Genomic DNA, 23,402 nt, shown 5'->3' with positions numbered 1-23,402 from the left:
CTTTAAAAATAATCCTCTCAAAAGTTTATATTAGATTGTAATAATTCCAATAACATAAAAAAGTGTCCAACTTTTGTCCAACATTTTTATGTTATAATTTAACTAAAAAAGGAATAAAATGTTAGCAAATTCCCTACTTAAGGGATTTTGTGGATATAATAAAAAATGGCAAATTTTCCCTTCCTCTCTGCCATAAATCTAGCAAATCCTACTCCATAATCTCCAAAAATAATTTTATGATTCTACGTATACTGACAAAAAAGGACTCTGTTCTTTATTTAACATGAATAAATTTCTTCTGAGTATTTTTTTAGGGGCGAATTGGTGTCCAGTAAAGTTTTGTTGCATCGTATCCAAATGCAGGAAGTTTTTGTAAAATCCATTGCTTATCTTTTTCTGCAAGCTCTTGTGTACGTGACAATATCCATAAATAATTCCTACTAGGCTCGCCAACAACACTAAATCGGTAATCATCTGCAAGCATAATAATCTGATAATCGCCATAAAACGGCCAGAAAAAACTTACTCTAAGTTTTGCATTGGAAGCATCTGTGGCATAGGCATGTCCATGAGCTTGATTGATAAGTGTTGCCTTGTCATCGTAACATTGGTTAAGCACATCAATCGTGTCTTTTTTGATACTATAATCAGCAGTAGCACCCAAACAACCCTTTTCGAAACGATTTTCGTAACGGGCAATTTCAATCCATCTTCCCATATAACGAGCCACTTCAACTTTTTCGACCACAGGAAGAGCTATACTGGATTTTTGTGAACACCCTGAAATAATAAAAATACCGCACAAAACAATCCACGTTAAAAGAGATGTTTTAAGACGAGACATCCAAAGACCTTTTATGAAAATAATTTTGGGTCGCTTGATGGCGGTATGCGAACATCGCATCCATATCGCGCCGTATCAAAGGAAATGCCAAATTGCCAAGGCATCCAAATGGTAATGCCAATGTAATCGTCTCTTCCATCAGCGTTTTTGTCTCAGCTAAAGATGTAAATTTGCGTTCATGCCTAAAAAAATTAAACGGTCCAGACATCATTTTATCTGTAACATTATGTGGGCAATCAAGCTGTTCTATCTGCATTTTCCACTGGGTTTTAATACCAAACCGTTTAATATCTAAAATGACGCAACTACCCTTGATTATAGGTTGGTCAATGTGTTGGATTGAAACCGTTATCCATGGAGGTGTAATTTTCATGAGATTGTGAGTATCCATGTGAAAGTGGCATACCTCGTAGGATGAAGCTTCAAGAGTACATGAATAGTGAAGGGTATGTGTTTTCATACCTTGATTATACTCAATCTTAAAAAAAGAAGGAGCATTCTTGTAAAACTACTTTCTCTTTATTGGCGATACGCTGCCATAAAGACATCAACCGCACGTTTGACGATATTTTTTATCTCTTCTTCCGAAGTCTTTTCATTGATGAGCCACAAAAATTGTAAAATAAGTTCAGCTTCCAAGAGTCCATAAAAGTGTTTTGCGACAACAAGTGGCACTGCTTTTTTTAGTTTACCCGTATGCATGGCTTTAGCAAAATAGTCTGCTATTTTCATTTGGCTTCGTACAATGATGCCGCGCTCATATGAAATTTTTCCCAAATCCGTGCGCCCCGACTCAACAATAGCAAGACGCCTGTAATCTCTAAATTGCGCGGAATAGAGAAAATGGAGCAATCTTTGCCCCAATTCATATAAAGTTTGCTCGATCTCCTGTGAAGGATGATCAAGGACTTCGTGAACAAATTTAAATTCAGTTTCATTGGAAAGAGACATAACCTCAGAAAAAAGTTCTTCTTTTGAAGCAAAATAGTTATAAATCGTTGCTTTTGACCCTCCGACCCTTGAACAAATTTTTGACATAGAGGCTCGTTCAAACCCAAACTCTAAAAAAGTCTGTGCTGCAGCATCGACAATAGCTTGTCGTTTTGCTTCTGTTTTCTTTTTCATAAATTTTTCTTTAGGTAGAAGATATTAAGGATTATTTTAACACAAATTGTGATAAACTTCCAAAATATAAACTGTACTGTACAGTACAGTTTATATTGCATTAATTTAGGAACGAACCGTGAGCTATCAAATACTCCATGCTTGTTATTTGCGATTACACGCAAACAACTGTACTTTATCCCCTTATCCTTTTGATTGTTGCTGAAGCTTCAATCACTCGATTTCTAACTATTAAAGGTCTGATCTATTCCCATGCTTTTTCATAAACTTTTATTGACTAATAGACGGAAACTCCGTCAAAATCGTTTATTACAAATCGCTTTTATCAGTTTATTTTGGCTGTTAGGTGAAACCGTGTCGCATCTGTCTGGGAGTTCTATCCCTGGTGGTATTGTTGGTTTATTTATTGTGCTGATTTTATTGGCTATCAAAAAATTAAATCCTCATGACCTTCAACTTGGAACCGAATGGTTTTTAGCAGAAATGCTGCTTTTTTTTGTGCCTGCCGTGCCTGCTGTTTTAAATTACCATCAGTTTTTAGGATGGCTAGGGATTAAAATTATAGGGGTCATTATGGTTGGAACCATGATTGTCATGGTTGTCACAGCTATCACAGTCGATGCTTGTTATAAGTTAGAATCACGTTTAAAACAAGAGAAACACGCATGATACAATTTAACCACGCGACCCTTGTCGCACTCGAATCGATGCTTTTATGGTCTGCAACAACCATTGCACTGTACCTCTTTTCAAAATTATTTCACCGTCGATGCCCTCACTGGTGGAGTGCGCCTATTGTGATAACACCGCTTTTAGTGATACTTTGCATCATTGTGTTTCACACAAACTATAACATCTATATCAATGGAACACACTGGTTAATTACGCTCTTAGGCCCTGCAACAGTTGCTTTTGCCGTGCCGATTTATAAACAAAGAAAAATTGTTCAACGGTATTGGTTCACATTGACAATAGGCGTGGTTGTGGGAAGTAGCGTTGCTATTTTTTCGGCATGGATGCTTGCAAGCGCTATGGGATTGGACGATAGTTTGCGTCTTAGCTTATTGCCTCGCTCCATCAGTACACCGTTTGCCATCGTTGTTTCAGGCGATATTGGAGGCGTCCCTAATTTAACAGCCGTCTTTGTTGTTTTAACAGGCATCTTTGGCGCCGCTTTTGGTGAATTGCTGTTGCACTGGATACCGTTACGTTCATCCCTTGCGCGAGGGTCTCTTTTTGGTATGGGCGCACACGTTGCCGGTTCGCAAAAAGCAAATCAAATTAGCAGTGAGTTAGGCGCTATTGCGGGACTTGTTATGGTGTTTAGTGGCATTTTGAATGTTCTTGCGGCACCTTTATTAGTCTATTGTGTGCAATGACGTTCTTTGGCTTATTGTTTATCCTCTAAAATGATTTCATCAAAGTCACTGCGCGAATTTTTAAGAGGGCTTGTATGGAGCCCTTTTGTCGTGTAGACAAACGATATTTTCGGCGCATCGGTGATATTTTTGTTGGCGTGATGCAGTGTTTTACAGTGAAACAGCACAACATCTCCACGTGAAAGATTCGTGTGGACTTTGGTTGGAATGAGCACTTTGTTTTTAGGGTGCTCATCTAAAAAATTACTCTGTGCATCAAAGCGTTCTTTTTCAAACGTAAGCTTATGCGAACCAGGAATAAACTCCAAAAGACCGTTTTCTAAATACTCATCTCCCAATGCCAACCAGACAGAAATCAAATTATCGTTTTCATAATGCCAATACCGCGCATCTTGGTGCCAAAATGTTCGTGAACTCTCTTTGGGCATTTTCGTCATAATGGAATTGTGATGCGCAAGAACAAGGACGGGCGTATCGTTTAAAAGTGTTTTGAGAATAGGGCGAATTTTGGGATACGTCATCCACTCTTGAAAAAGACTCTCTCTGTGAAAAACTTGTCTCAATCTTCGCACGGTCACATGAGTATCATTGCTTTGAAGGTACTCTTGCTCACTTTCAATAGGAGCAATTTTGGCACTTAAATGCTCTTTTGCTTTTTCTAAAATTTTTTCACACAGGTGCGCATCGGCAAAGTTTTTGAGGACTAAAAAGCCGTCTTTATGGAATGTGTTAATTTGTGCTTGTGTTAATTGCATGGTTTTCTTCTAAAAATAATATGGGACGTATTTTACTATGCGTTTTGTTAAAGAAAAGAGGGAAGTTCCCTCTGATTGTTTTATTGCATCTCGCTTCTGAGTTTGCCATAATTTTTACAGGCAATCGAGAGGTTTTGCTCGCACGCTTTTTTAAATAATTCGAGTGCTTTTTGCACGTCTTTTTCCACGCCTTGACCCTCACGGTACATCACGCCTAGATTAAAACAACTTTTTTCATACCCTTGATCACATGTTTTACGAAACAATTCTGCCGCTTTAACGTAGTCTCGTTGTACGCCTTCTGCTTTATAATACATGAGTGCTGTGTTGTAACAGCCTCTCGTATGTCCTTGCTCGCACGTTTTGTAGTAGAGGGTAAATGCTTTCACGACATCTTTGTTCACACCTTCACCGCTTTCGTACATCATGCCAAGGTTGTAGCAACTGTCGGCAAATCCACCATCACAGGCTTTATTAAAAAGCGTAACGGCTTTTACGTCGTCTTTGTAAACACCCACGCCCGAATCGTACATATTGGCGAGGTTATAGCATGCTTCCATGCTATCATTCGTGCATGCTTCTTCAAAAAAAAGGCTCGCGGCAATGTAGTTGCCTTTTTCATACGCACCCAATCCATCCATCAAGGCATCGGCATGTAGAGCATTTCCTAGAAGAAAAATAGCTAAAAGCATACGTTTCATCCAGTGTTTCATCAACAACTCCTTATTTATATTTACCCTTATAGGTAATTTCATCAAATAACAACTCTTCCACCAACTCTGGAAACAGCCGCATACTCATAAACAGAGCGACATTTTTGGCTATCGACATCGGTGTATTAGCTGTTGAAATAGCATGATCTAAATAGTCTTGATCCTCTTTAGCAAAGTGCTTGATTGAGTAGATAAAATCTTTCACTTCCTCTTTGGCAAGCGCGTCGTTGGCACTTTGCTGGTACTTTACATGTAAAGATTCTAGATTCCAAATCGAAGGGGCAAAAATAGCTTGTATCGCTTTATTACCAAGAAACTCTTCAAAGGCTGTTTTGACGTCAAAGTCAATAATAAGACTCGGTTTGCCATCACCTATAAAGTAGATATTTTCACGGCTAATCGTTCCACCGTAAATATTTTTTTCTTTAAAACTATGTGCGATAAAAACAGCTCTTTTTTTAAGTCGTTCAGAAATTTTATCGCTGCTTTGCAATTTTTTCCAAGAGACTTCTTGATACGATTTGGCAGGATTTTTACCTTGTAAAATCAGCTCTTTAATCGCATTTTGGTAACTGACTTCAACGGTTCCAACACTGTTTTGTGCCTGTTTTTCATCTTCTTTGCTAGTGCAACCGCTTAAAAGCAGGACAAAAAACACGATGCCAAGTATGGTATAACGCATTTTAACGCTCCTTTGCACAACCGATGTATTTAATTGTATAACGCCTCAACTTAAAGCTTAAGAAGGTGTGTCGGTTTTTACATGTAAAAGTGGTCAAAAGACCACTTTTACGTATTATACGTGCTTGGCTTGGAGCTCTGCTTTGATGAGAGATTTAATACCGCCACTTTCAAGGATGGTTAAAACATACTCGGAGAGTGGTTGAGCGATGGCTATGACGCCTCTTTGATTGCGAATTTCGCCACTGTGCATATCAACATAAAGCGTATCGCCTGTTTGAATCAATTGTGAGATAGAAGGGCAAATGAGTAAAGGAAGTCCCAAGTTAATGGCATTGCGATAAAAAATGCGGGCAAACGATTCGGCGATAATCGCACCAATGCCAACCGCTTTGAGGGTAATCGCGGCGTGTTCTCGACTACTGCCGCATCCAAAATTGGTTCCTCCAATCATCATATCACCGGGTCTTACTTTATGAACAAAATCGGGGTCGGCTCCATGCATCGCATATTTTGCTACGTCCTCAACATCCGTGAATTCAACAAAACGCCCTGGATAAATCTGGTCGGTATCGACATTATTGCCAAAGACAAAAGCCTTGCCTTCAAGATGCTGTTTCATGCGTTCTCCTTTGCGATGTAAGGGGTAGGATCGACGATTTCTCCTATTAAAGCCGCAGCGGCAACCGCGGCAGGAGAACCTAGAAAAATCTCTGCTTTAGTATGCCCCATGCGTCCAGGAAAGTTACGATTGGTTGTGGTAATGCATGTCTCTTCAGAAGCGAGCATTCCCTCATGTGTTCCAAGGCATGCCGCACATCCAGGTGTTACAAACGTCGCTCCTGCTTCTACAAGTGTTTGGACATAGCCTTTTTCCATCGCTTCTAAAAAGACTCCTTTGGAGGCAGGGACGATAACAAAACGCGTACGAGGCGCGACATGTTTGCCTTTTAAAATGCCAGCAGCTATACCAATATCCTCGCACCGTCCTCCTGTGCACGAACCCAGATACGCTTGGTCAATATGACGACCAATGAATTGGCTGATGTCATAGACATTATCGACACTAAAAGGGGCTGAGAGTTGGGGTTTGAGGTTACGCACATCAAACGTCGTTTCAGAGGCATACGCAAAATCGGCATCGGTCTCGTAAATCTCATACGGACGTGTCACTTTTGCATCCAAAAAAGCCATCGTAATGGCATCAGGTTGAATATAACTCGTTTTGGCTCCCATTTCTGTGCTCATATTACACAGTGCCATACGTTCAGAAATACTAAGGTACTGTAAGCTTGAGCCGCTAAACTCAACGGCTTTATAGACTGCAAAATCTGCACCCAACTCCCCAATAGCATGCAAAATCATATCTTTTGCGTACACCCCATGCGGCGGTTTGCCTTCAAAATTGATTTTGATAATTTCAGGAACCCTAAACCACAGCTTGCCAGTGGCTAAAATAATGGCTAAGTCCGTGGCGCCTACGCCCGTTCCAAAAGCACCAAAAGCGCCATGTGTGGTCGTATGTGAATCGGTGATAACCACAATTTCTCCAGGGTAAGCCAATCCCTTATCGGCTAAGACTTGATGGCAAACGCCTTGGTCAATATCCATCAATAAATCAATCCCTTGATCCCAACAAAATTCACGAAATTGTTTCTGATTTTGAGCTTGCGTAATTGTCGAAGCAGGGGCATAATGGTCCAAAAACATAATCACGCGGCTTGGGTCATGCACCTTGGTAGCTCCCATCTCAAAAAAAGAACGAATGGTTTGTAAGTAGAGATCATTAATGCCTGCCATATCGACATCGCAGTTAATAATCTCACCTGTTGTCACGCGTGGTTTGCCAGCTTTTTTGGCTAATAATTTTTCGATAGCATGCATCTTTTTCCTTTCACTTATTTTTTACATGTAAAAATTTGTATCTCTTATGTAAATATAATCCCTTTCTTCTTGAAAAGATAGGCTTTGAATGCTATACTTAAATAAAAGATATACGTAAAGAGACTCCATGATCAATCTTAAAAAAGTTCAAATGCTACCTGCTCGTGAACAAGTGGCTTCCATCCTTCGCTCTTCTATTCTTTCTGGCGGTATTACACCCGGTCAGTCCATCACCCTTGATAGCGTGGGCGAGCAAGTCGGCATGTCACGAACACCCGTAAGAGAGGCTTTTCAAATCCTCGCTAATGAAGGATTGTTGGAGCTTCGTCAAAACCGTTGTGCCATCGTAAAAGGCATCTCTGTCGAAGCCATTAAAGATCACTATGAAATGCGCATCTTGCTTGAAACGGAAGCCCTTCGTAGAGCATGTGAACGCATGACTGACGAAACACTCAAAGTCATCCAAAGTGTCAATAAACAAGGACAACGTGCTAAAGATGCAGGCGATACGGAAGCCTACAATCTTGCCAATCAAGCCTTTCATATGACTATTTGGGAAGCCGCTGATAGCGAAAAACTCAAATCATTTCTTTCGTTACTTTGGAATGGTCTTTCCATGAACCGCTTAGTAACAGCGCAAGAGTATGCAGGCATCTCTTTAGCAGATCACAACAAAATTGTAGAGCAACTGACCCACAAAGATTATGAAGGAGCATGTGAAACAATGCGCCAACATATCATCTACAGTATGAACAGTACACTTTCAAATTTTAAATAACAAAAAGGCGCATACAAAGCGCCTTTTACAATACGCTAACTCTTAGCAATCATCGAGACAATTTCTTGGGCTGTCTCTTTTAATGCAATCTCTTTTCGGTGGTGAAATTCCACTTTATTGGCTTCAAAAAGGTTATTGCCTTTGGTATCAATAGAGATGATAAGCGGTCCAAACTCTTTGACTTTCATAATCCAGAATGCTTCAGGCATACCAAATTCTGGCCACTCTTTGGCTTCTATTTTTTCCACTTGTTCCGCAGCTACTACGCCACAGCCTCCCGGAAAAACAGCATGAACGGCAATGCTTTCTTTACAGCCTTCGGCGGTTTTAGCACCCATGCCCCCTTTACCAATGACAAGTTTTACACCCGTTTGCGCTAAAAATTCTTTTTCATAACGTTCCATGCGCATACTGGTTGTTGGTCCAATTGAAACCATCTCCCAACCACCTTCGACATCTTTAACAATCGGTCCTGCATGAAATATAGCAATTCTATCCATAGGAAGCTTAGGCATAATGCCTTCTGCGACAACTCTTCGATGCCCTTCATCTCTGCACGTAACCAACGTTCCAGTTAAATAGACAATATCTCCTACGTTAAGTGACTGAATATCTTCATCTTGTATCGGTGTTGTTAAAACCTTTTTCATAGTCTAACTCCTTTGTGAGAGAGGATTTCATAGTGCATATTTTCATCGAAACGAATAATGCCGTGGCGATTTGCCCAACATCCAACCGTTACCCCCACACCCAAAACAGAAGGGTGATGCGCCATACCTTCGACATGCACTGCCATCACGGTATTTTTTCCAGAGATGCCTTGAGGTCCTAAGCCAATGGCATTGAGTCCTTCCTCAATTTTTTTCTCCATCGCAGCTGCTTTTGGATGCGGATGAGATGTACCGACAGGACGTAACATCGCTTTTTTAGAAAGCAGTGCAGCTGAATTAGAACACGTGCCGATTCCCACGCCCACTACAAGAGGAGGGCAGGCGTTAATGCCCCAATCTACAATCGTATCAAAGACAAATTTCATTGCCCCTTCATACCCTGCCAAAGGTGGCAAAACGATACTTCGCCCAGGAAGAGAACAACCACCACCGGCTTGATAGACTTCAATTTCTACATTACTGCTATCGTCCACAATTTCCCACTCAATAAAAGGAACATTCGTCCCTACATTCGTGCCGGTATTGACTTCATCAAATACTTCAACCGCATTAAGACGCAAAGGCGCACTTTTGGTTGCTTGAATGGTTGCTTCTCTTAAAATAGAACGCAGTTTCCCTAAATAGGGGAATTTTGCACCAGAACGGATAAAGAACTGGATAACCCCTGTATCTTGGCACGTAGGGCGATTGAGTTTTTTAGCTTTATCCATATTTTCAAACATAACATCGTAAATTGTTTTTGCAAGAGGAGAGTTCTCTTTGGTTCTTAATTCCGTTAGCTTTGCCATAATATCATCTGGCAACTCCTTGGAAACAACGTCTATAAACCTACCCAAAATATCTACCATCTCTTTTTCACGTTCAAGAGCAGACATTCTATCTCCTTTTTTGTGATGTGTGATATTTTATCACATTTAAATTACAAACGCGATAACTCTCTATAAAAGCCCTTCAATACGAAAAAAATCCTTACATGTAATTTTACATGTAAGGATGGAAAAACTGATTTTTAAACAAAAATGAGGACGCCAAGAAGAAGCATAGCAATATAAACGGCTCCAAAAATGGCACCTAACGCCCACCATCTGCCTTGTGAAATATAGCCAGCACCATACCAAAGTGGAGAAGGTCCTGTACCATAAGGGGTAATAATACCCATCAAACCGATAGCACTCGCCAATAAAATCATAAATGTTGGTAGTTGTTCAGGGGCAATTAACTTCACGGCAATGACGATAAAGATTGGTAACAATGCTGTTGTATGCGCTGTTAAGCTTGCAAAGAAGTAGTGAAGCAAGAAGAAAAAGACAATCATTGAGAGCATCAGCATGGTTGGAGAAAGCCCTGAAAGATACACTTCTGTACCTTTGCCAATCCAGGTCAAAATACCAACGTCTTTAAGCCCACTGGCAAGTGCAACAAGGGTTGAGAACCATACTAAAATGTTCCAAGCAGCTTTGTTACTAATCACATCGTCCCAAGAGACAATATTGGCCAATACCATCAGCACAACAACGACAATAGCGGCGGTTGTTCCGTTGATATTAAGTTCTTTTCCAAAAATCCACATAATAAGCGCTAAAAAAGCAAACGTTCCCATCAAAATCTCTTTAACGGTAATCGGTCCCATTTTAATAAGCTCTTGTGCTGCCCACGCTGGAGCTTCTGGAGATTTTTTTTGGGTTGGAGGATAGATAAGATAAACCATCAAAGGTGTCACTAAAAAAAGCGGTAATAATAGTGGAACCATAATGCGCGCCCAAGCACCCCATTCAATAGAGATATTTGCACCTTTTGCAATTAAGTCCAACGCCAAAAGATTTGGAGCAAGTGCGGTTAAAAACATGGAACTGGTGACACACGTAGCTGCCATAGCAACCCACGTAATATACGCACCCATTTTTCGAGGCTCGTTTTCAGGGGTTGAATTAAAAATAATCGGAATGTTAATAGCAATGGGATAAATCGTACCACCGCTTCGTGCGGTATTAGATGGCATAAAAGGCGCCAACACTAAATCCGCAAATGCAACCGCGTAGCCAAGACCCAAGGAGCTTTTACCCATATATTTAATCATCACTAAGGAGATGCGTTTTCCAAGACCCGTTTTTTGATACCCCATGGCAAACATAAATGCGGCAAAGATGAGCCAAATGGTACCATTGGAAAAGCCTGAAAGTGCCCATTTGATGTTGGCACCCGAAGTTTTGCCCACAAGACCCAAGAGGGCAGCTAAAGAGACACCGACTAATCCTACAAGAGCAGCAGGAACCGGTTCTAAAATCAACCCGACAATGACGGCTAAAAAGATAGCCATAAAATGCCACGCCCCAACACTTAACCCTTGCGGTACAGGAATAAACCAGACCACTAACAAAACAAGAATAGGAATAAGCATTTTGATTGCTTGCTTCGACATTGTAAAACCTCCCAAAATAAATTTTTAACATATTTCACATAATAGCTTCAATTCATGGGTAAAGGCTTTATCTTTAATCGGTGATAACATATTAAAGATAAAGTCATTTTAGGTCGCATTAACTTAAAGTTATATTAATATATATACATAAAGATAATTTAAGCTACCCGTGTTTCTAATGGGGATTCATTGCCTTCATTAACATACAATTTAAATTTTTATCCTATAATGAATAGAAACACTATTCCAATGAAAGAACTTTTTGAATGTCAAAACCACTCAGTGAGCGCCAGCTTATCTTAGCCCTTGCCTCTTTAGCAGCGATAACACCTTTAGCAATTGATATGTATCTACCTGCTTTTCCTTCCATTGCCAAAAGCCTTCAAACGCCTATCCCCAATGTTGAAATCAGTCTCAGCCTTTTCTTTTTCGGTATGGCGATGGGGCAGCTATTTGGTGGGCCAATTTCTGATGCCTACGGCAGACGACCTATGGTGATTATAGGACTCATCCTCTTTGGAATCAGTAGTCTTTTGCTCTCGTTTACAGACCATATTGAGCTTTTTTGGATATTAAGGGCGATTCAATCGTTTGGTGGCGGCATCGCAACGGTTAATGTCTCAGCAACCGTGCGCGATATGTTTGAAGGCAAAGAGAGTGCGCGCATCTTTTCGATGATTGCGATGGTCATGCTGATGGCACCTTTGCTTGCACCAACGATGGGCTCTTTATTCCTCAAATTTTTCGAATGGAACATTATCTTTATTTTTCTAAGCCTTTATACCCTTTTTGCGCTCGGGTTTTACCTTTTTCGTTTTCCCCCTGTTGCGCAAAAACGCTCAAAAGTGACACCCATACAAAATTATAAAACGGTTCTGAGCCACAAAATGGCGATGATTTTTATTGTCTCTCAAATCCTTTCATCCTCAGGAATGTACACGTTTATCACCTCTTCATCGTTTATCTATATGGAACATTTTCATGTTAGCCCAAGTGAGTTTGCTCTCTTTTTTGCACTGAATGTAACAACGTTAATGATAACAGGAAGAATCAACGCATGGTTGGTCAAGTACAAAGACCCTCTGATACTTCTGCGTTTTGGTATGTGTGCCCAAGCACTCCTTGGTATTGCACTTTTTAGCGCACAAAATCAGAGCATTTATGTTCTTTTCCCCATTATTGGGCTTTATGTTGGTACGCTTGGATTTATTTTTGGCAATTCCGTTTCATTAGCATTAGAATTTTTCCCAAGCATTAGCGCTTCTGCCAATGCGATTATTGGTGTTTTACAGTACAGTGTAGGTGCATTTATGGGCTTTACCGCAAGTTTTTTACACGATGGTACGCTGTTTCCTATCACGGGAGTGATGATGAGCGTCAGTCTTTGTGCTTCGCTTCTTTTGCTCTTAGGGAGTCGTGGGTATAGCCCGCATCATCAAGGATAAAGAGAAGAAAATTCTTCTCTTTATTCACCGCTATTTTGCGGCTTTTTTTGCTTCGTCAATCCAGCTTTGAAATGTTTTTTCATGCGCTTTAATCCACGATTTTGCATGACGAATGATATCTTGCTCACTTTTCTCACCTTTATTGATAAGCATGTTTTCAGCACTAATATCATTAATATCCAGTTTTGCAATTTCAAAGAGTTTCGCTGCCGCAGGATTTTGCGTTGCGATATCGCCGTTAGCAACAATTTTCATGGCATTAACATTAAAGCCATAATTTTGACCATTAGGCAAGGATGTATCTTTGGTAATAGGATGGGCACTGTGTGTGACTTGAAGCCATACGGTATCTTTCCCCGGTACTAAAACACCACTCACCCAATACGGTGTCCATGTGTAGTATAAAATCGGTTTACCCTGTTTATAGCGTGCAATGGTTTCAGCGATAATCGCCGAATATTCACCTTGATTGTGTTTAATGTTTTTTCTAAGGCCAAAAGCATCTAGTTGATATTCAATGACCTTTTCACATCCCCAACCCGGATTACAGCCTGCTAAATCTGCTTTTCCATCGTTGTTGCTATCAAAAAGTTTAGCAATTTTGGGGTCTTTGAGGTCATTAATGTATTTAATATGGTGTTTTTCCGCTGTCTTTTTATCAATAAGATACCCTTGTGCACATCCTGAGACATACACTCCTTTGCGGAACATAATGTTTTCACCACCTGCTTTTTCAAACATTGCATCGTGCAATGGTGTCCAATTAACCGCTGTATAATAGATATCTTTTGATGCTCTATTTTGAGCGATTGTTTGATAAATAACAGCATACGCCACTTCATCTATAGGTAAAATATCATACCCTAGCGTTTTAAGTGCCTCGTTGATAATAACTGTTTGAAACTTCTCCTCAGCAATAGAGCTGTGCATCGAATGCACTTTAATACCTTTACCGGGTAAGTCTTCTGCCATACTTATGCTACACAACAGCATAGAGCAAACGATGCCTATGACCCCTTTTTTGAGTCGATTAATCATGCTTTCTCCTTTGTTTTAAGATGGTCTTATAGATAAAGCCCAAAGGACCTTTCTCATACCATGTTGTATGAATACGTGTCATATCTTTTTCACCTAAAGCCTGCGTAATACGATCTAAAACGACGGCTAGAAGAACAATGCCGACACCACCGATAGAGGCCAATCCCATATCAAGCCTTCCAATACCTCGAAGCACCATTTGTCCAAGACCTCCCACCGCAATCATCGAAGCAAAAACGACCATGGAAAGCGCTAGCATCAATGTTTGGTTAATCCCAGCCATAATCGTTGGCATAGCAACAGGAAGCTGTACTTTAAAAAGCATTTGCCAAGGAGTGGCCCCAAAACTTTTTGACACCTCAATCAAATCTTTAGGCACTTGCCTAATACCCAGATTGGTTAAGCGAATGAGTGGAGGTAATGCAAAGATGATGGTCACAACAACACCAGGAACATTGCCAATACCAAAAAGCATCACCACAGGAACCAAATAGACAAATGCGGGTGTAGTCTGCATCGCATCAAGTACAGGTCTTAAGATAAAAGAAGCCCTGTCGTTGTGTGAAATCCAAATACCCATAGGAAGGCCTATCATCAAACAAAAAAAGACCGATGTAAATACCAAAGAGAGCGTTATCATCGCCTCACTCCACGCGCCAATACACCCAATAATCACCAAAGAGACAAATGTTCCAATGGCAATTTTTCGTCCTGCAAATTGCCATGCGATCAATGTTACAACCACAATAAAAACAGACGAAGGAATTATTTGAAAAAAGCTTTCAATCGCGCTTAAAACAGCATCAATAGGCACTCGAATCGATTGGAAAACATGGCGAAAATGCTCAACCGTCCACGAAAGACCGGACTCAACATAGCGATCTAAAGGGAAAAGAGTCTCTTTAAAAGGATGCAACCAATCAAACGATACCGCAGGTGCTTGGGATGCTGAATTGGCTAACCAATCACTTTGTGTTGTAGAAGCCTCAGCCCATGGATTTGGAGTTGTTTCACTCATGTTCATCCTCCCATTGGTAATCCAATGCTCTTAAAAGGGATGCTTTAGAAATGGCTCCCATATATTTTTGATTTTCATCTACCACCGGTACGGAGTAAGGCGTGCTTGCAACAATGCCAACAATGTCATTTAAACATGCCATGCCATCAATAATGGGAATTTCTTTTAAAAAAGCAACGTCGATACTTTCTCGCTTCGGCTTTGCTCGTAAACTATCCACCGATACAATGCCTAAAAAACGTTTCCTTCTATCAACGATATAGGCAAATTCACGGTCATGCTCTCTTAAAATTTGCAGTGCTTGTAATGTCCCTTGTCCATCTTTTTGAATCATGGTCACCTGTTGGTTACTGGCAATATCTTTAGCCGTAATGATGCCTCCAACATTCACGCCTTTAAAGAAAGAACGCACATATTCATTTGCTGGATTTTTCAAAATTTCATCAGGACTGCCAATTTGTACCACAGTACCTCCTTGCATAATTGCAATGCGGTCTCCTAGCTTCATCGCCTCGTCCAAATCATGAGAAATAAACACAATCGTTCGTTCTTGTTCACTTTGAAGCTTCAACAATTCATCTTGCATTTCAGCACGAATCAAAGGGTCAAGCGCAGAAAATGCTTCATCCATCAACAAGATATCGGGATTGTTGGCAAGAGCACGGGCAAGTCCAACGCGCTGTTGCATACCACCACTAAGCGAGTCAGGATACGCGTGAACATAATCAATAAGCCCCACTTGAGAAAGTGCTTCTTTTGCTTTGCAATAGCGCTCTTCTTTTCCTATACCGCTTAATTCAAGTCCAAAAGAGACATTATCGATAATATTAAGATGGGGTAAAAGAGCAAATGATTGAAAAACCATACTCATTTTAGTTCTGCGTACAGCTCTAAGCTCCGCATGATTCATTGTAGCGATATCTTCACCATCGATTAAAATAGACCCACTGGATGGTTCAATCAAACGATTAAAGAGTCGAACCAACGTTGATTTACCAGAGCCCGATAGACCCATGATGACAAAGATTTCACCTTTGTAAATTTGAAAACTAGCGTTATTAACGCCAATGGTTTGAGCAGTACGTCTAAAAATTTCCTCTTTGTCCAAACCTTTTTTTAAAAGAGTGAGTGCTTTTTTGGGTGAATCTCCGAAAACTTTATAGACATTTTTTAGCTCAATTTTAACCTCTTTCATTCTATCTCCTAAGGTAAAATTAAGTCAAATACAATGACTGTCTCTTTTCACCTTAGCAAAAAAGGTTTAAATGAAACTAAATTTTCAGGATATTCTTAAAATTATCTTAAGTTTTAAAACTCTCAAAAGGGCTGTGAGAGACTATGGGGTGGTACTTTAGGAAGTTTTAAGCAAATTGATAAAAAAATAGTTTTTTTGTGTATATTTGTAACATAAAATTGCTACTTTGACGAAAAAACCTTTTGAATAACTTTTTTATCAACCGTTGAAAGGGCTAAAGTTGTTATTTCATCCAAACTAAACCAACCGTCTATTTTTATATGGTCTGCTTCGCTTTGGATAATTTCAAGGTCGAGTTTAAAATGGCTGTAAGTGTGTGTCACATGACCTAAATGAATTCCTTTAGGATGTTCATCCATTTGTACAAATCCCCACAATCCGTGAAGTAGCTTTTCTTGACGTTGAATCAGTCCTATTTTTCCCTCTTTTTCGACCACAAGCGCAAACCGTTTTTTGGTGGGAACTTTTGCTTTTTTAAGTGGTAAAGGGTAGTGTTCGGGTGATTGTTTACCTTTACATGTAAAAGCAAGTGGACATTCGGTACATTGGGGATTTTTAGGGGTACAAATTAGTGAGCCTATATCCATCATTGCTTGATTGTATTCAAAAGGATGCTTCATATCTAAAAGCTTCCATGCTTTTTCCCACAGTACTTTTTCATCTTTGGAAGGTAAAGCAAAATAGCGGCATAAAACACGCTTCACATTAGCATCTAAAATAGGAAGTGCTTGATGATAGGCAAATGCACAAATCGCATGGGCAGTGCTTTTACCAATCCCTTTAAGCCCACCTAATTCTTCAGGTCTTGTGGGTAGAACACCTTTACATGTAATGGCAGTATGATGCAGATTTCTTGCCCTCGTATAATAGCCTAGCCCTTCCCACATTTTAAGAACATCATCGAGCGGAGCATCTGCGACACTTTGAAGTGTGGGAAAACGCTCTAAAAAAGGAAAGTAAAAGCGCTCTAATACAGTTTTAACTTGTGTCTGTTGAAGCATAATTTCACTAAGGTATATTTTATACGCATCATTACTCTGTCGCCATGGCAAGTCATGGCGACCATGCTTTTGATACCATGCGTAAATGGCTTCTTTTACATTCAAGCCAAACACCAAGCAATCGGTTTTTTGTTATAACATGTCAGATATTCGTTGCTTTTTGAAAAAGGTTTAGAACCAAAAAAACCACGATACGAAGAGAGAGGAGAAGGGTGAGGAGCGCGTAAAATCAGATGTTTTTTACCATCAATAAGGCTAGCTTTTGCCCCAGCAGGACTGCCCCAAAGTATAAAAACCAAATGCTCTTTTTTTTCACTCAATGTTTTAATAACGGTGTCAGTAAATGTTTCCCAACCCTGCCCACGGTGTGAATTAGCTTCACTCGCACGTACGGTTAAGACTGTGTTTAGAAGAAATACACCCTGATTTGCCCAAGCTGTTAGATTGCCATTTTTGGGAATGACGCATCCTAAATCATCTTTGAGTTCTTTAAAAATATTTTGTAAAGAAGGTGGATGAGGCACACCATCTTGTACTGAAAAAGAGAGCCCATGTGCTTGACCTGCTCCATGATAAGGGTCTTGCCCTAAAATGACCACTTCAACCTTATCAAATGGCGTATGATCGAATGCTGCAAAAATATTAGCACCACTTGGATAAACGGTGTGTGATTTCTTTTCTTCGACTAAAAAATTTTTTAGAGTCTCAAAATAAGGTTTTTGAAACTCATCCCATAAAATACGTTTCCAACTCTCTTCAATTTTTGGATCAACCATTATCATCCTTCTTATCGCTGTTCTACAATCATTTTCTTTTCTTTAAGAAATTTTGGGTAAAATACGCTTCGCCTTCTTCTAGACCTGTGCAATGTCTTCTAAGAGTAAAGCTTCAGGGTGGGAACACAGCAGAGCACTTTTTTTAGGTGTGTGCCGCAGTCATCTGGGAGAGGGTTTTTCTATTTTAACACACTTCTTAAGCAAAGCACAAGAAGCTACGTTGCACTAGGCACTAAAGCTAGCCTCTTTGAGGCAGAATCTTAATGCTTTTTGTGCATTTTTACACTCCAAAATACTTTTCAAGTTCCAACGCTAATCTATAAAAATCAGCATTCTCCATCATCCCTTTTTCTTTCAATTTACCACGAATATGTTCTTTACCTTGTATAAGTTCTTTAGACCTAACGCCGTGCGAAATCGAAAGTGTCGCTTCAACAAATGCGGCTAAATTATCACAATTTTTGAGTGCTTTTCCATCGATTGCATTAAATTTATCTTCATTATATGAGGAGAGTTCTTCAACCATTTCAATTTCATTTTCATTGATACGGTTCATAAATTCATCTTTTTGATTATCCCCATATAGTCCAAGAAGGTATTTAAATTCATTCACAAGCCCTTCAGGAAGGTACGGTAAAATCTCTTCTTCTATCATCTTAATTTCAAACTCACTGATAATATCATCCAATCCACTCACAGAGTATTTTACTGGAGAGATAATATCGCGTGTCAAAGCTTCTGGAAAATCGTGAAAAAGGGCACAAAAAAAGTTATTGACCAGACGCCCATCACACGCTTTGACAGAGAGAGAATAAAAATAACCCAAAATAGCAACGATAAGCATATGCCCAAGCACAGAAGTTTCAGGAATTCTAGGTGTTTGTGCCCAACGTTTTTGAAAACGCAATCTTCCACTGAGGTCAATAATTTTAGAGATTTTTTTATTCATTGCCATTTTACGAACACTGATAAGTTCATAATAATCTTCAATTTCTTCTTCGACAGCTTCTTTAACACGGTCTATATTGTTTAGAAACTGACTGGTTTGATAAACAATAGAAAATTCCCATCGTGTTGCCATATAAGAGGCTGCTTTAAGAATAAAACGCTCTTTTTTATACATGGAACTATCGCTAATGTATGTTTCAAAACGTTTGTAAAATGCACCATTTTCAATATCGCTGAGTGAATCATACAGTTGTGAAAGTACCCATGTATTAATCTCTTTCTCTTTTTTTTGAAGTGCTTTTCTAAACACATCGGGGCGAATATCCGTCACAACCACTCGACGTAAAAACTCAAAAATTCCCGCTTCAATCATAGAACGCATATCAATGTCTTCTTTACCTTCCATTTTTGCAATAAAATAGGCAATGATAAATTTATGTGCTTGCTTATCCAGTTCTACAAGTTCCACCATACGTGGATAGTCGTTCCAGCGCTGAATTGAAGCTGCTCCAAAAAACTGCTCAATGAGCTTTGGACTTAACATGGACTCTCATTTCGTACTTGTTTTGAATCAATTTCAATTACGGTATGAACATTCCCTCTTGGGTTAAAATCTGCAACGACTTTAAGCCACTTTGGTTTGAGCTTAGAATCGAGTAAATCATAAATTTCATTCGCAGAATTTTCATGGCTAATATTGCGATTCATAAAACTATTGATATAGAGTTTAATGGCTTTAAGTTCCACCACAAACTCATTTGGAATATAATCAATGTAAATCGTTGCAAAGTCAGGATAACCGCTGCGTGGGCACAAACAACAAAACTCAGGAAGGGTAAGTTTAATCACGTAGTTTTTTTTATGTTGATTGGGCCAAATTTCCAAATCTTTTTCAATATCAAATTCTTTAATAATTTTTTCACCGTATTTCATAAATTGTCCTTTATAATATGTTCTAAATTTTTAGGTTTTGAAATATAAAACCCTTGTATAAAATCAGGTTCATATCTCTTTATTTTTTCAAAAAGAGCCTCTTTATCGACGAATTTTACCATACTTTGAATATGAAGTGTTTGGCAAAGCTTTATATAATGACTCAAGAGTTCTTGATACTTTAAATCATCACTGTTTTTGGTAAATTCAATATCAAATTTCACCATATCAATAGGAAGTTGTTTTAAGTACTCTAAGCTTGAGTTATTTCCTCCAAAATTACCAAGAGTAATTTTGAATCCTATATCGTGGTATGCTTTAATAATTTCACTAAAACGATGCATCTCTTCGTAACTCTTTTTTTCTACGATTTCTAAAATAAAATGGTTGGGGTTCATCTTTTTTTGTTCAAAAAGCGTGACTAAAAAACGTTTAAATGAATTATTGCGAAGTGATACAGGTGAAACTTCTATACTAAAATAGATTTCATTTGATGTTAGTAGAGGTTCAATTTCTTCTAATAATAGAGAAAAAACTTTTTCATCAAACTCTTTTTCGTATCCAGCATGATTAACAATACGTTGGATTTGATGTTTTAAAAGTGTTCCATGTTCTTTTGATTCAATGCGCGTTAAAACTTCATAAATCATTTTTTGACCGTTTTTAAGCGCAATACAGGGCTGATATTTAAACAAAAGATCATTATGCTTCATTGCTTCTTCAATAACCATTTTTAAAGCGTCTGGTTTAATATTGGGTAGATTATCTCCGTTTTTAATCTGTTCTTCTACAAGGACCAACAGTCTTTCGATGAGATTTTCAACAGAAGAATCATACGAAGCTTTCAGCAGTGAAAAATTGACTTTAATTTCGATATTGTCAATACCCACATTTTGAATACTTTTGATAAAAATAGTCAAAAGATGTTTAAGTTCACTTGGAGAGAAGGGAATGATTAAAATAAAATTGATATTACTGTAACGACCAATAGGAACATTTTTAAAATGATGCTCTTCTAAAAATTGTTGTAATTTTTGAATAAATTGCTTTAAAACCACATCTCCATTTGTAAGCCCATAACGCTCATTAATGTCATTTAAATTTTTTACATGTAAAAGTACAATCGTAGTATGTTCGGTATTTTTGATTTTTTTGATTTTATGAATAATTTTTTCGCGATTGAAAGTCTTAGTAACAGCATCTATCAATGTGGTTTGAAATCCATTATAAATTAAATAAACCGTATAGTAAACATAAATAGGAATCAGTAAAATGATTAAATAAATATCAAGCGCATTATGATGAAGTTGAAAGGAGTGAAAAAAAATTCCTAAGAGAAGGAGAAAAGGAAAAACGATTTTAAGTGCTGTAATAAATCGATTTTCTCTCTCCTTAACCTCAGAATAGAGCATTAAACGTCCAAATGTTTTACATCTTTGGCATGGTCTTGAATGTATTGACGTCTTGGTTCAACTTCATCTCCCATAAAGAGAGTAAAGGTGTCGCTAGCGGCTTCTGCATCTTCAACTTTCACTTGTAAAAGACGTCTATTTTCAGGATTCATGGTTGTTTCCCAAAGTTGTTCAGGGTTCATTTCACCAAGACCTTTATAACGTTGAATATAAGCGCCTTTTTTAGCATTTTTTTCAATTTCATCTAAAATTTCAATAGGGTCACGTCCGTCAAACACATCAAAATCACGCTCTTGAATTTTTGTATAAATATAACGTGCTTCTTCGTACAACGGATTGGTAAAGAAGGTATCATCTAAAAGAAGTTCTTCTAGTCCATCGTTCGTTTGAATAAAAATATGAATGCTATCATCTGAAATATAATGATTAAGTAAGTTATACCCTACACCTTCGATAAAAACTTTAATAGCGGTAAAAAGCTCTTTGGAAGGCAATGCAATTAAATCTGGATTTTCGATTAAATAACGAATTACTTCAATCATTGAAAAACGTTTTTCCAACTCTTTTAAAATACCGCGATACGCTGCAATAATTTTAAAATAATCAACCAAATCTGGGGTTCCAACGCCTTCAATAGCAACACTTTCCATACCTGATTCAATTAAAAAGACATTCATTTCACCATCATCTTTGAGATAAATCTCTTTTTTACCTTTTTTATAACGATACAATGGCGGTTGCGCTAAATAAACATACCCGTTATCAACGATTGGACGTAAAAAGCGGAAAAGAAATGTTAAAAGAAGCGTTTGAATATGGCTACCATCAACGTCGGCATCGGTCATAATAATGAGTTTATGGTAACGAAGTTTTTCTTCGTTAAACTCATCGCCAATTCCACATCCAAGCGCTGTAATCATATTTTTAATTTCATCGGATTTTAAAATTTTGTCTAAACGACTTTTTTCAACGTTAAGAATTTTACCTTTAAGTGGCAAAATGGCTTGAAACACTCTATCGCGTCCCTGTTTTGCAGAACCACCCGCACTATCGCCCTCTACCAAGTAAAGTTCACAGATGCTTGGGTCTTTACTTTGACAATCGGCTAGTTTTCCAGGAAGCGTCCCAATGCTCATGGCATCTTTACGTCTTGTTAAATCACGTGCATTTTTAGCCGCTTCACGACCACGTGCCGCAGCAAGTGCTTTATTCATAATCGCTTTGGCTTCGATTGGGTTTTCTTCAAAATATTTAACCAATTGTTCATAGACAAGTTTTTGAACGATAGGCTTTACATACGAGCTTCCTAGTTTTCCCTTTGTTTGGCCCTCAAATTGAGGCTCAGGGACTTTAACGCTTACAATGGCAATCAATCCCTCACGAACATCATCGCCAGTGATTTTAGCGTCCTTTTCACGTACACCTGCATTCAAACTAATATAATTAGTAATTGCTCTGGTTAAACCTGCACGAAAACCACTTTCATGGGTTCCACCGTCAATGGTTTTAATGTTATTAACAAATGAGTAAAGAATTTCACTGTACGTTGAGTTATACATCATAGCAACATCAACTTCAACATCTTCTACGCTGGCTGTATAATGAACCGCATCGGCAACTTTTTCTTTTTTATTAAGATCTAAAACAAACTGTTTGATACCACCTTCAAAGTGATACACTTCAGCGCGTCCATCTCTTTGATCTTTGAGTTCAATCGTAATTTTTGGATTAAGATAAGCAAGTTCACGAAAGCGTTGAGCCAAAATATCAAATTGGAATTCTACGGTTTCAAAGATACTTCCATCAGGCCAAAATTCAATCATCGTACCTGTGCGATTGGTTGTTTTAACAATATCAAGTGGTGTTTGAGGAATACCGCATGCAAATTCTTGACGATGCTCATTACCTTCACGTTTAATCGTTGCAATCAATTTGGATGAAAGCGCATTAACAACTGAAACACCTACACCATGTAGACCACCACTCACTTTATAGGTATCTTTATCAAATTTTCCACCTGCGTGAAGTACGGTTAAAACAACCGTTGCCGCTGACATATTTTCACCATCATGCCAACCAACAGGAATACCACGACCATTATCGGTTACAATGGCTGATCCTTCGCGCGTAAGTTCAACTTTAATCGAATCACAATAGCCTGCCATCGCTTCGTCAATTGAGTTATCAACAACTTCATAAATTAAGTGATGAAGACCATTAATATTTGTGTCCCCAATGTACATACCAGGACGTTTTCTAACTGCTTCAAGACCTTTTAAAACTTTAATATTGTCTGCACCGTAAGTACTCATATTTTCTCCGCTTCT

General features: G+C 38.7%; 24 protein-coding genes and 1 other RNA gene. 5 read left to right on the top strand and 20 right to left on the bottom strand.

Features of this window, described 5'->3' with window-relative positions; all coding sequences use genetic code 11:
• Nucleotides 1-310 precede the first annotated feature (310 nt).
• The 3 genes from AC5SLP_RS09115 to AC5SLP_RS09105 form a co-directional block, all read right to left on the bottom strand.
• Nucleotides 311-844, bottom strand: coding sequence for a lipocalin family protein (locus AC5SLP_RS09115; protein WP_495254858.1), 534 nt, complete (start codon nt 842-844; stop codon nt 311-313).
• The gene (locus AC5SLP_RS09110; protein ID WP_495254857.1) at nt 831-1,217 is read right to left on the bottom strand and encodes an SRPBCC family protein; all 387 of its coding nucleotides are present in this window, start codon (nt 1,215-1,217) and stop codon (nt 831-833) included. The genes AC5SLP_RS09115 and AC5SLP_RS09110 overlap by 14 nt, the downstream gene beginning before the upstream one ends.
• A 146-nt stretch (nt 1,218-1,363) precedes the next feature.
• Nucleotides 1,364-1,969, bottom strand: coding sequence for a TetR/AcrR family transcriptional regulator C-terminal domain-containing protein (locus AC5SLP_RS09105; protein ID WP_495254856.1), 606 nt, complete (start codon nt 1,967-1,969; stop codon nt 1,364-1,366).
• Nucleotides 1,970-2,221: 252 nt separating this feature from the next.
• Here AC5SLP_RS09105 and AC5SLP_RS09100 point away from each other — a divergent pair, with 252 nt between their 5' ends.
• Both AC5SLP_RS09100 and AC5SLP_RS09095 read left to right on the top strand, forming a co-directional pair.
• Entirely contained in the window at nt 2,222-2,638 is a 417-nt protein-coding gene (locus AC5SLP_RS09100; RefSeq protein WP_495254855.1) for a CidA/LrgA family protein, read from the top strand.
• Entirely contained in the window at nt 2,635-3,348 is a 714-nt protein-coding gene (locus AC5SLP_RS09095) for an LrgB family protein (RefSeq protein WP_495254854.1), read from the top strand. Before AC5SLP_RS09100 ends, AC5SLP_RS09095 begins: the two co-directional genes overlap by 4 nt.
• Nucleotides 3,349-3,359: 11 nt before the next feature.
• Here the strand turns inward: AC5SLP_RS09095 and AC5SLP_RS09090 are convergent, their stop codons facing one another.
• From AC5SLP_RS09090 to AC5SLP_RS09070, 5 genes are all read right to left on the bottom strand, one after another.
• On the bottom strand, nt 3,360-4,103 hold the full coding sequence (locus AC5SLP_RS09090; protein ID WP_495254853.1) for a phytanoyl-CoA dioxygenase family protein: 744 nt from the start codon (nt 4,101-4,103) through the stop codon (nt 3,360-3,362).
• 80 nt (nt 4,104-4,183) lie between these two features.
• On the bottom strand, nt 4,184-4,816 hold the full coding sequence (locus AC5SLP_RS09085) for a tetratricopeptide repeat protein (RefSeq protein WP_495254852.1): 633 nt from the start codon (nt 4,814-4,816) through the stop codon (nt 4,184-4,186).
• A gap of 10 nt (nt 4,817-4,826) precedes the next feature.
• On the bottom strand, nt 4,827-5,498 hold the full coding sequence (locus tag AC5SLP_RS09080) for a hypothetical protein (RefSeq protein WP_495254851.1): 672 nt from the start codon (nt 5,496-5,498) through the stop codon (nt 4,827-4,829).
• Between the two features lie 114 nt (nt 5,499-5,612).
• Nucleotides 5,613-6,119, bottom strand: a complete 507-nt coding sequence (locus AC5SLP_RS09075) for a 3-isopropylmalate dehydratase small subunit (protein ID WP_495254850.1) — start codon at nt 6,117-6,119, stop codon at nt 5,613-5,615.
• The gene (locus AC5SLP_RS09070; RefSeq protein WP_495254849.1) at nt 6,116-7,381 is read right to left on the bottom strand and encodes a 3-isopropylmalate dehydratase large subunit; all 1,266 of its coding nucleotides are present in this window, start codon (nt 7,379-7,381) and stop codon (nt 6,116-6,118) included. The genes AC5SLP_RS09075 and AC5SLP_RS09070 overlap by 4 nt, the downstream gene beginning before the upstream one ends.
• 127 nt (nt 7,382-7,508) lie before the next feature.
• On the opposite strand from AC5SLP_RS09070, the gene AC5SLP_RS09065 reads away from it, so the two are divergent.
• Entirely contained in the window at nt 7,509-8,159 is a 651-nt protein-coding gene (locus AC5SLP_RS09065) for a GntR family transcriptional regulator (protein WP_495254848.1), read from the top strand.
• 35 nt (nt 8,160-8,194) lie between these two features.
• Here the strand turns inward: AC5SLP_RS09065 and ttdB are convergent, their stop codons facing one another.
• From ttdB to AC5SLP_RS09050, 3 genes are all read right to left on the bottom strand, one after another.
• Nucleotides 8,195-8,809, bottom strand: coding sequence for a L(+)-tartrate dehydratase subunit beta (ttdB, locus tag AC5SLP_RS09060; protein ID WP_495254847.1), 615 nt, complete (start codon nt 8,807-8,809; stop codon nt 8,195-8,197).
• On the bottom strand, nt 8,806-9,705 hold the full coding sequence (gene ttdA, locus AC5SLP_RS09055; protein ID WP_495254846.1) for a L(+)-tartrate dehydratase subunit alpha: 900 nt from the start codon (nt 9,703-9,705) through the stop codon (nt 8,806-8,808). Before ttdA ends, ttdB begins: the two co-directional genes overlap by 4 nt.
• A 134-nt stretch (nt 9,706-9,839) precedes the next feature.
• On the bottom strand, nt 9,840-11,249 hold the full coding sequence (locus AC5SLP_RS09050; protein ID WP_495254845.1) for a DASS family sodium-coupled anion symporter: 1,410 nt from the start codon (nt 11,247-11,249) through the stop codon (nt 9,840-9,842).
• A 266-nt stretch (nt 11,250-11,515) separates the two neighbouring features.
• Here AC5SLP_RS09050 and AC5SLP_RS09045 point away from each other — a divergent pair, with 266 nt between their 5' ends.
• Nucleotides 11,516-12,694, top strand: a complete 1,179-nt coding sequence (locus AC5SLP_RS09045; protein ID WP_495254844.1) for a multidrug effflux MFS transporter — start codon at nt 11,516-11,518, stop codon at nt 12,692-12,694.
• 30 nt (nt 12,695-12,724) lie between these two features.
• On the opposite strand, the gene proX is transcribed toward AC5SLP_RS09045, so the two are convergent.
• The 5 genes from proX to AC5SLP_RS09020 all read right to left on the bottom strand — a co-directional run bounded on the left by proX (nt 12,725) and on the right by AC5SLP_RS09020 (nt 17,782).
• Nucleotides 12,725-13,732 carry a glycine betaine/L-proline ABC transporter substrate-binding protein ProX gene (gene proX, locus AC5SLP_RS09040; protein WP_495254843.1) on the bottom strand — a complete coding sequence of 336 codons (1,008 nt, stop codon included), beginning with the start codon at nt 13,730-13,732 and terminating at the stop codon, nt 12,725-12,727.
• Nucleotides 13,725-14,750, bottom strand: a complete 1,026-nt coding sequence (gene proW / locus AC5SLP_RS09035) for a glycine betaine/L-proline ABC transporter permease ProW (protein WP_495254842.1) — start codon at nt 14,748-14,750, stop codon at nt 13,725-13,727. Before proW ends, proX begins: the two co-directional genes overlap by 8 nt.
• On the bottom strand, nt 14,743-15,945 hold the full coding sequence (gene proV / locus AC5SLP_RS09030; protein ID WP_495254841.1) for a glycine betaine/L-proline ABC transporter ATP-binding protein ProV: 1,203 nt from the start codon (nt 15,943-15,945) through the stop codon (nt 14,743-14,745). The genes proW and proV overlap by 8 nt, the downstream gene beginning before the upstream one ends.
• A gap of 221 nt (nt 15,946-16,166) precedes the next feature.
• Nucleotides 16,167-17,120, bottom strand: coding sequence for an A/G-specific adenine glycosylase (gene mutY / locus AC5SLP_RS09025; RefSeq protein ID WP_495254840.1), 954 nt, complete (start codon nt 17,118-17,120; stop codon nt 16,167-16,169).
• Entirely contained in the window at nt 17,108-17,782 is a 675-nt protein-coding gene (locus tag AC5SLP_RS09020) for a uracil-DNA glycosylase (protein WP_495254839.1), read from the bottom strand. Before AC5SLP_RS09020 ends, mutY begins: the two co-directional genes overlap by 13 nt.
• A 75-nt stretch (nt 17,783-17,857) precedes the next feature.
• On the opposite strand from AC5SLP_RS09020, the gene ffs reads away from it, so the two are divergent.
• Nucleotides 17,858-17,955, top strand: an RNA gene (ffs, locus tag AC5SLP_RS09015) — signal recognition particle sRNA small type.
• Nucleotides 17,956-18,062: 107 nt separating this feature from the next.
• Here the strand turns inward: ffs and AC5SLP_RS09010 are convergent.
• From AC5SLP_RS09010 to gyrB, 4 genes are read right to left on the bottom strand one after another with little or no spacing between them, the layout of a single operon-like run.
• On the bottom strand, nt 18,063-19,274 hold the full coding sequence (locus tag AC5SLP_RS09010; RefSeq protein ID WP_495254838.1) for an HD domain-containing protein: 1,212 nt from the start codon (nt 19,272-19,274) through the stop codon (nt 18,063-18,065).
• Nucleotides 19,268-19,663: a preQ(1) synthase gene (gene queF, locus AC5SLP_RS09005; protein ID WP_495254837.1), complete on the bottom strand. Its 396-nt coding sequence runs from the start codon at nt 19,661-19,663 to the stop codon at nt 19,268-19,270. The genes AC5SLP_RS09010 and queF overlap by 7 nt, the downstream gene beginning before the upstream one ends.
• Nucleotides 19,660-21,075 carry a bifunctional diguanylate cyclase/phosphodiesterase gene (locus tag AC5SLP_RS09000; protein ID WP_495254836.1) on the bottom strand — a complete coding sequence of 472 codons (1,416 nt, stop codon included), beginning with the start codon at nt 21,073-21,075 and terminating at the stop codon, nt 19,660-19,662. The genes queF and AC5SLP_RS09000 overlap by 4 nt, the downstream gene beginning before the upstream one ends.
• Nucleotides 21,075-23,387: a DNA topoisomerase (ATP-hydrolyzing) subunit B gene (gene gyrB, locus AC5SLP_RS08995; protein WP_495254835.1), complete on the bottom strand. Its 2,313-nt coding sequence runs from the start codon at nt 23,385-23,387 to the stop codon at nt 21,075-21,077. The genes AC5SLP_RS09000 and gyrB overlap by 1 nt, the downstream gene beginning before the upstream one ends.
• Nucleotides 23,388-23,402 lie beyond the last annotated feature (15 nt).

The sequence above is a fragment of the Sulfurospirillum sp. E15m genome, from assembly GCF_059415145.1.
The sequence above is the reverse complement of the archived record's forward strand: the minus strand, read 5'-3'. Positions and strand labels throughout refer to the sequence as shown.

What these genes read in the sequence shown, in the direction of transcription:
- AC5SLP_RS09115 (WP_495254858.1), bottom strand. Translation starts at nt 844, where the DNA reads ATGTCTCGTCTTAAAACATCTCTTTTAACGTGGATTGTTTTGTGCGGT.
- AC5SLP_RS09110 (WP_495254857.1), bottom strand. Translation starts at nt 1,217, where the DNA reads ATGAAAATTACACCTCCATGGATAACGGTTTCAATCCAACACATTGAC.
- AC5SLP_RS09105 (WP_495254856.1), bottom strand. Translation starts at nt 1,969, where the DNA reads ATGAAAAAGAAAACAGAAGCAAAACGACAAGCTATTGTCGATGCTGCA.
- AC5SLP_RS09100 (WP_495254855.1), top strand. Translation starts at nt 2,222, where the DNA reads ATGCTTTTTCATAAACTTTTATTGACTAATAGACGGAAACTCCGTCAA.
- AC5SLP_RS09095 (WP_495254854.1), top strand. Translation starts at nt 2,635, where the DNA reads ATGATACAATTTAACCACGCGACCCTTGTCGCACTCGAATCGATGCTT.
- AC5SLP_RS09090 (WP_495254853.1), bottom strand. Translation starts at nt 4,103, where the DNA reads ATGCAATTAACACAAGCACAAATTAACACATTCCATAAAGACGGCTTT.
- AC5SLP_RS09085 (WP_495254852.1), bottom strand. Translation starts at nt 4,816, where the DNA reads ATGAAACACTGGATGAAACGTATGCTTTTAGCTATTTTTCTTCTAGGA.
- AC5SLP_RS09080 (WP_495254851.1), bottom strand. Translation starts at nt 5,498, where the DNA reads ATGCGTTATACCATACTTGGCATCGTGTTTTTTGTCCTGCTTTTAAGC.
- AC5SLP_RS09075 (WP_495254850.1), bottom strand. Translation starts at nt 6,119, where the DNA reads ATGAAACAGCATCTTGAAGGCAAGGCTTTTGTCTTTGGCAATAATGTC.
- AC5SLP_RS09070 (WP_495254849.1), bottom strand. Translation starts at nt 7,381, where the DNA reads ATGCATGCTATCGAAAAATTATTAGCCAAAAAAGCTGGCAAACCACGC.
- AC5SLP_RS09065 (WP_495254848.1), top strand. Translation starts at nt 7,509, where the DNA reads ATGATCAATCTTAAAAAAGTTCAAATGCTACCTGCTCGTGAACAAGTG.
- ttdB (WP_495254847.1), bottom strand. Translation starts at nt 8,809, where the DNA reads ATGAAAAAGGTTTTAACAACACCGATACAAGATGAAGATATTCAGTCA.
- ttdA (WP_495254846.1), bottom strand. Translation starts at nt 9,705, where the DNA reads ATGTCTGCTCTTGAACGTGAAAAAGAGATGGTAGATATTTTGGGTAGG.
- AC5SLP_RS09050 (WP_495254845.1), bottom strand. Translation starts at nt 11,249, where the DNA reads ATGTCGAAGCAAGCAATCAAAATGCTTATTCCTATTCTTGTTTTGTTA.
- AC5SLP_RS09045 (WP_495254844.1), top strand. Translation starts at nt 11,516, where the DNA reads ATGTCAAAACCACTCAGTGAGCGCCAGCTTATCTTAGCCCTTGCCTCT.
- proX (WP_495254843.1), bottom strand. Translation starts at nt 13,732, where the DNA reads ATGATTAATCGACTCAAAAAAGGGGTCATAGGCATCGTTTGCTCTATG.
- proW (WP_495254842.1), bottom strand. Translation starts at nt 14,750, where the DNA reads ATGAGTGAAACAACTCCAAATCCATGGGCTGAGGCTTCTACAACACAA.
- proV (WP_495254841.1), bottom strand. Translation starts at nt 15,945, where the DNA reads ATGAAAGAGGTTAAAATTGAGCTAAAAAATGTCTATAAAGTTTTCGGA.
- AC5SLP_RS09020 (WP_495254839.1), bottom strand. Translation starts at nt 17,782, where the DNA reads ATGGTTGATCCAAAAATTGAAGAGAGTTGGAAACGTATTTTATGGGAT.
- AC5SLP_RS09010 (WP_495254838.1), bottom strand. Translation starts at nt 19,274, where the DNA reads ATGTTAAGTCCAAAGCTCATTGAGCAGTTTTTTGGAGCAGCTTCAATT.
- queF (WP_495254837.1), bottom strand. Translation starts at nt 19,663, where the DNA reads ATGAAATACGGTGAAAAAATTATTAAAGAATTTGATATTGAAAAAGAT.
- AC5SLP_RS09000 (WP_495254836.1), bottom strand. Translation starts at nt 21,075, where the DNA reads ATGCTCTATTCTGAGGTTAAGGAGAGAGAAAATCGATTTATTACAGCA.
- gyrB (WP_495254835.1), bottom strand. Translation starts at nt 23,387, where the DNA reads ATGAGTACTTACGGTGCAGACAATATTAAAGTTTTAAAAGGTCTTGAA.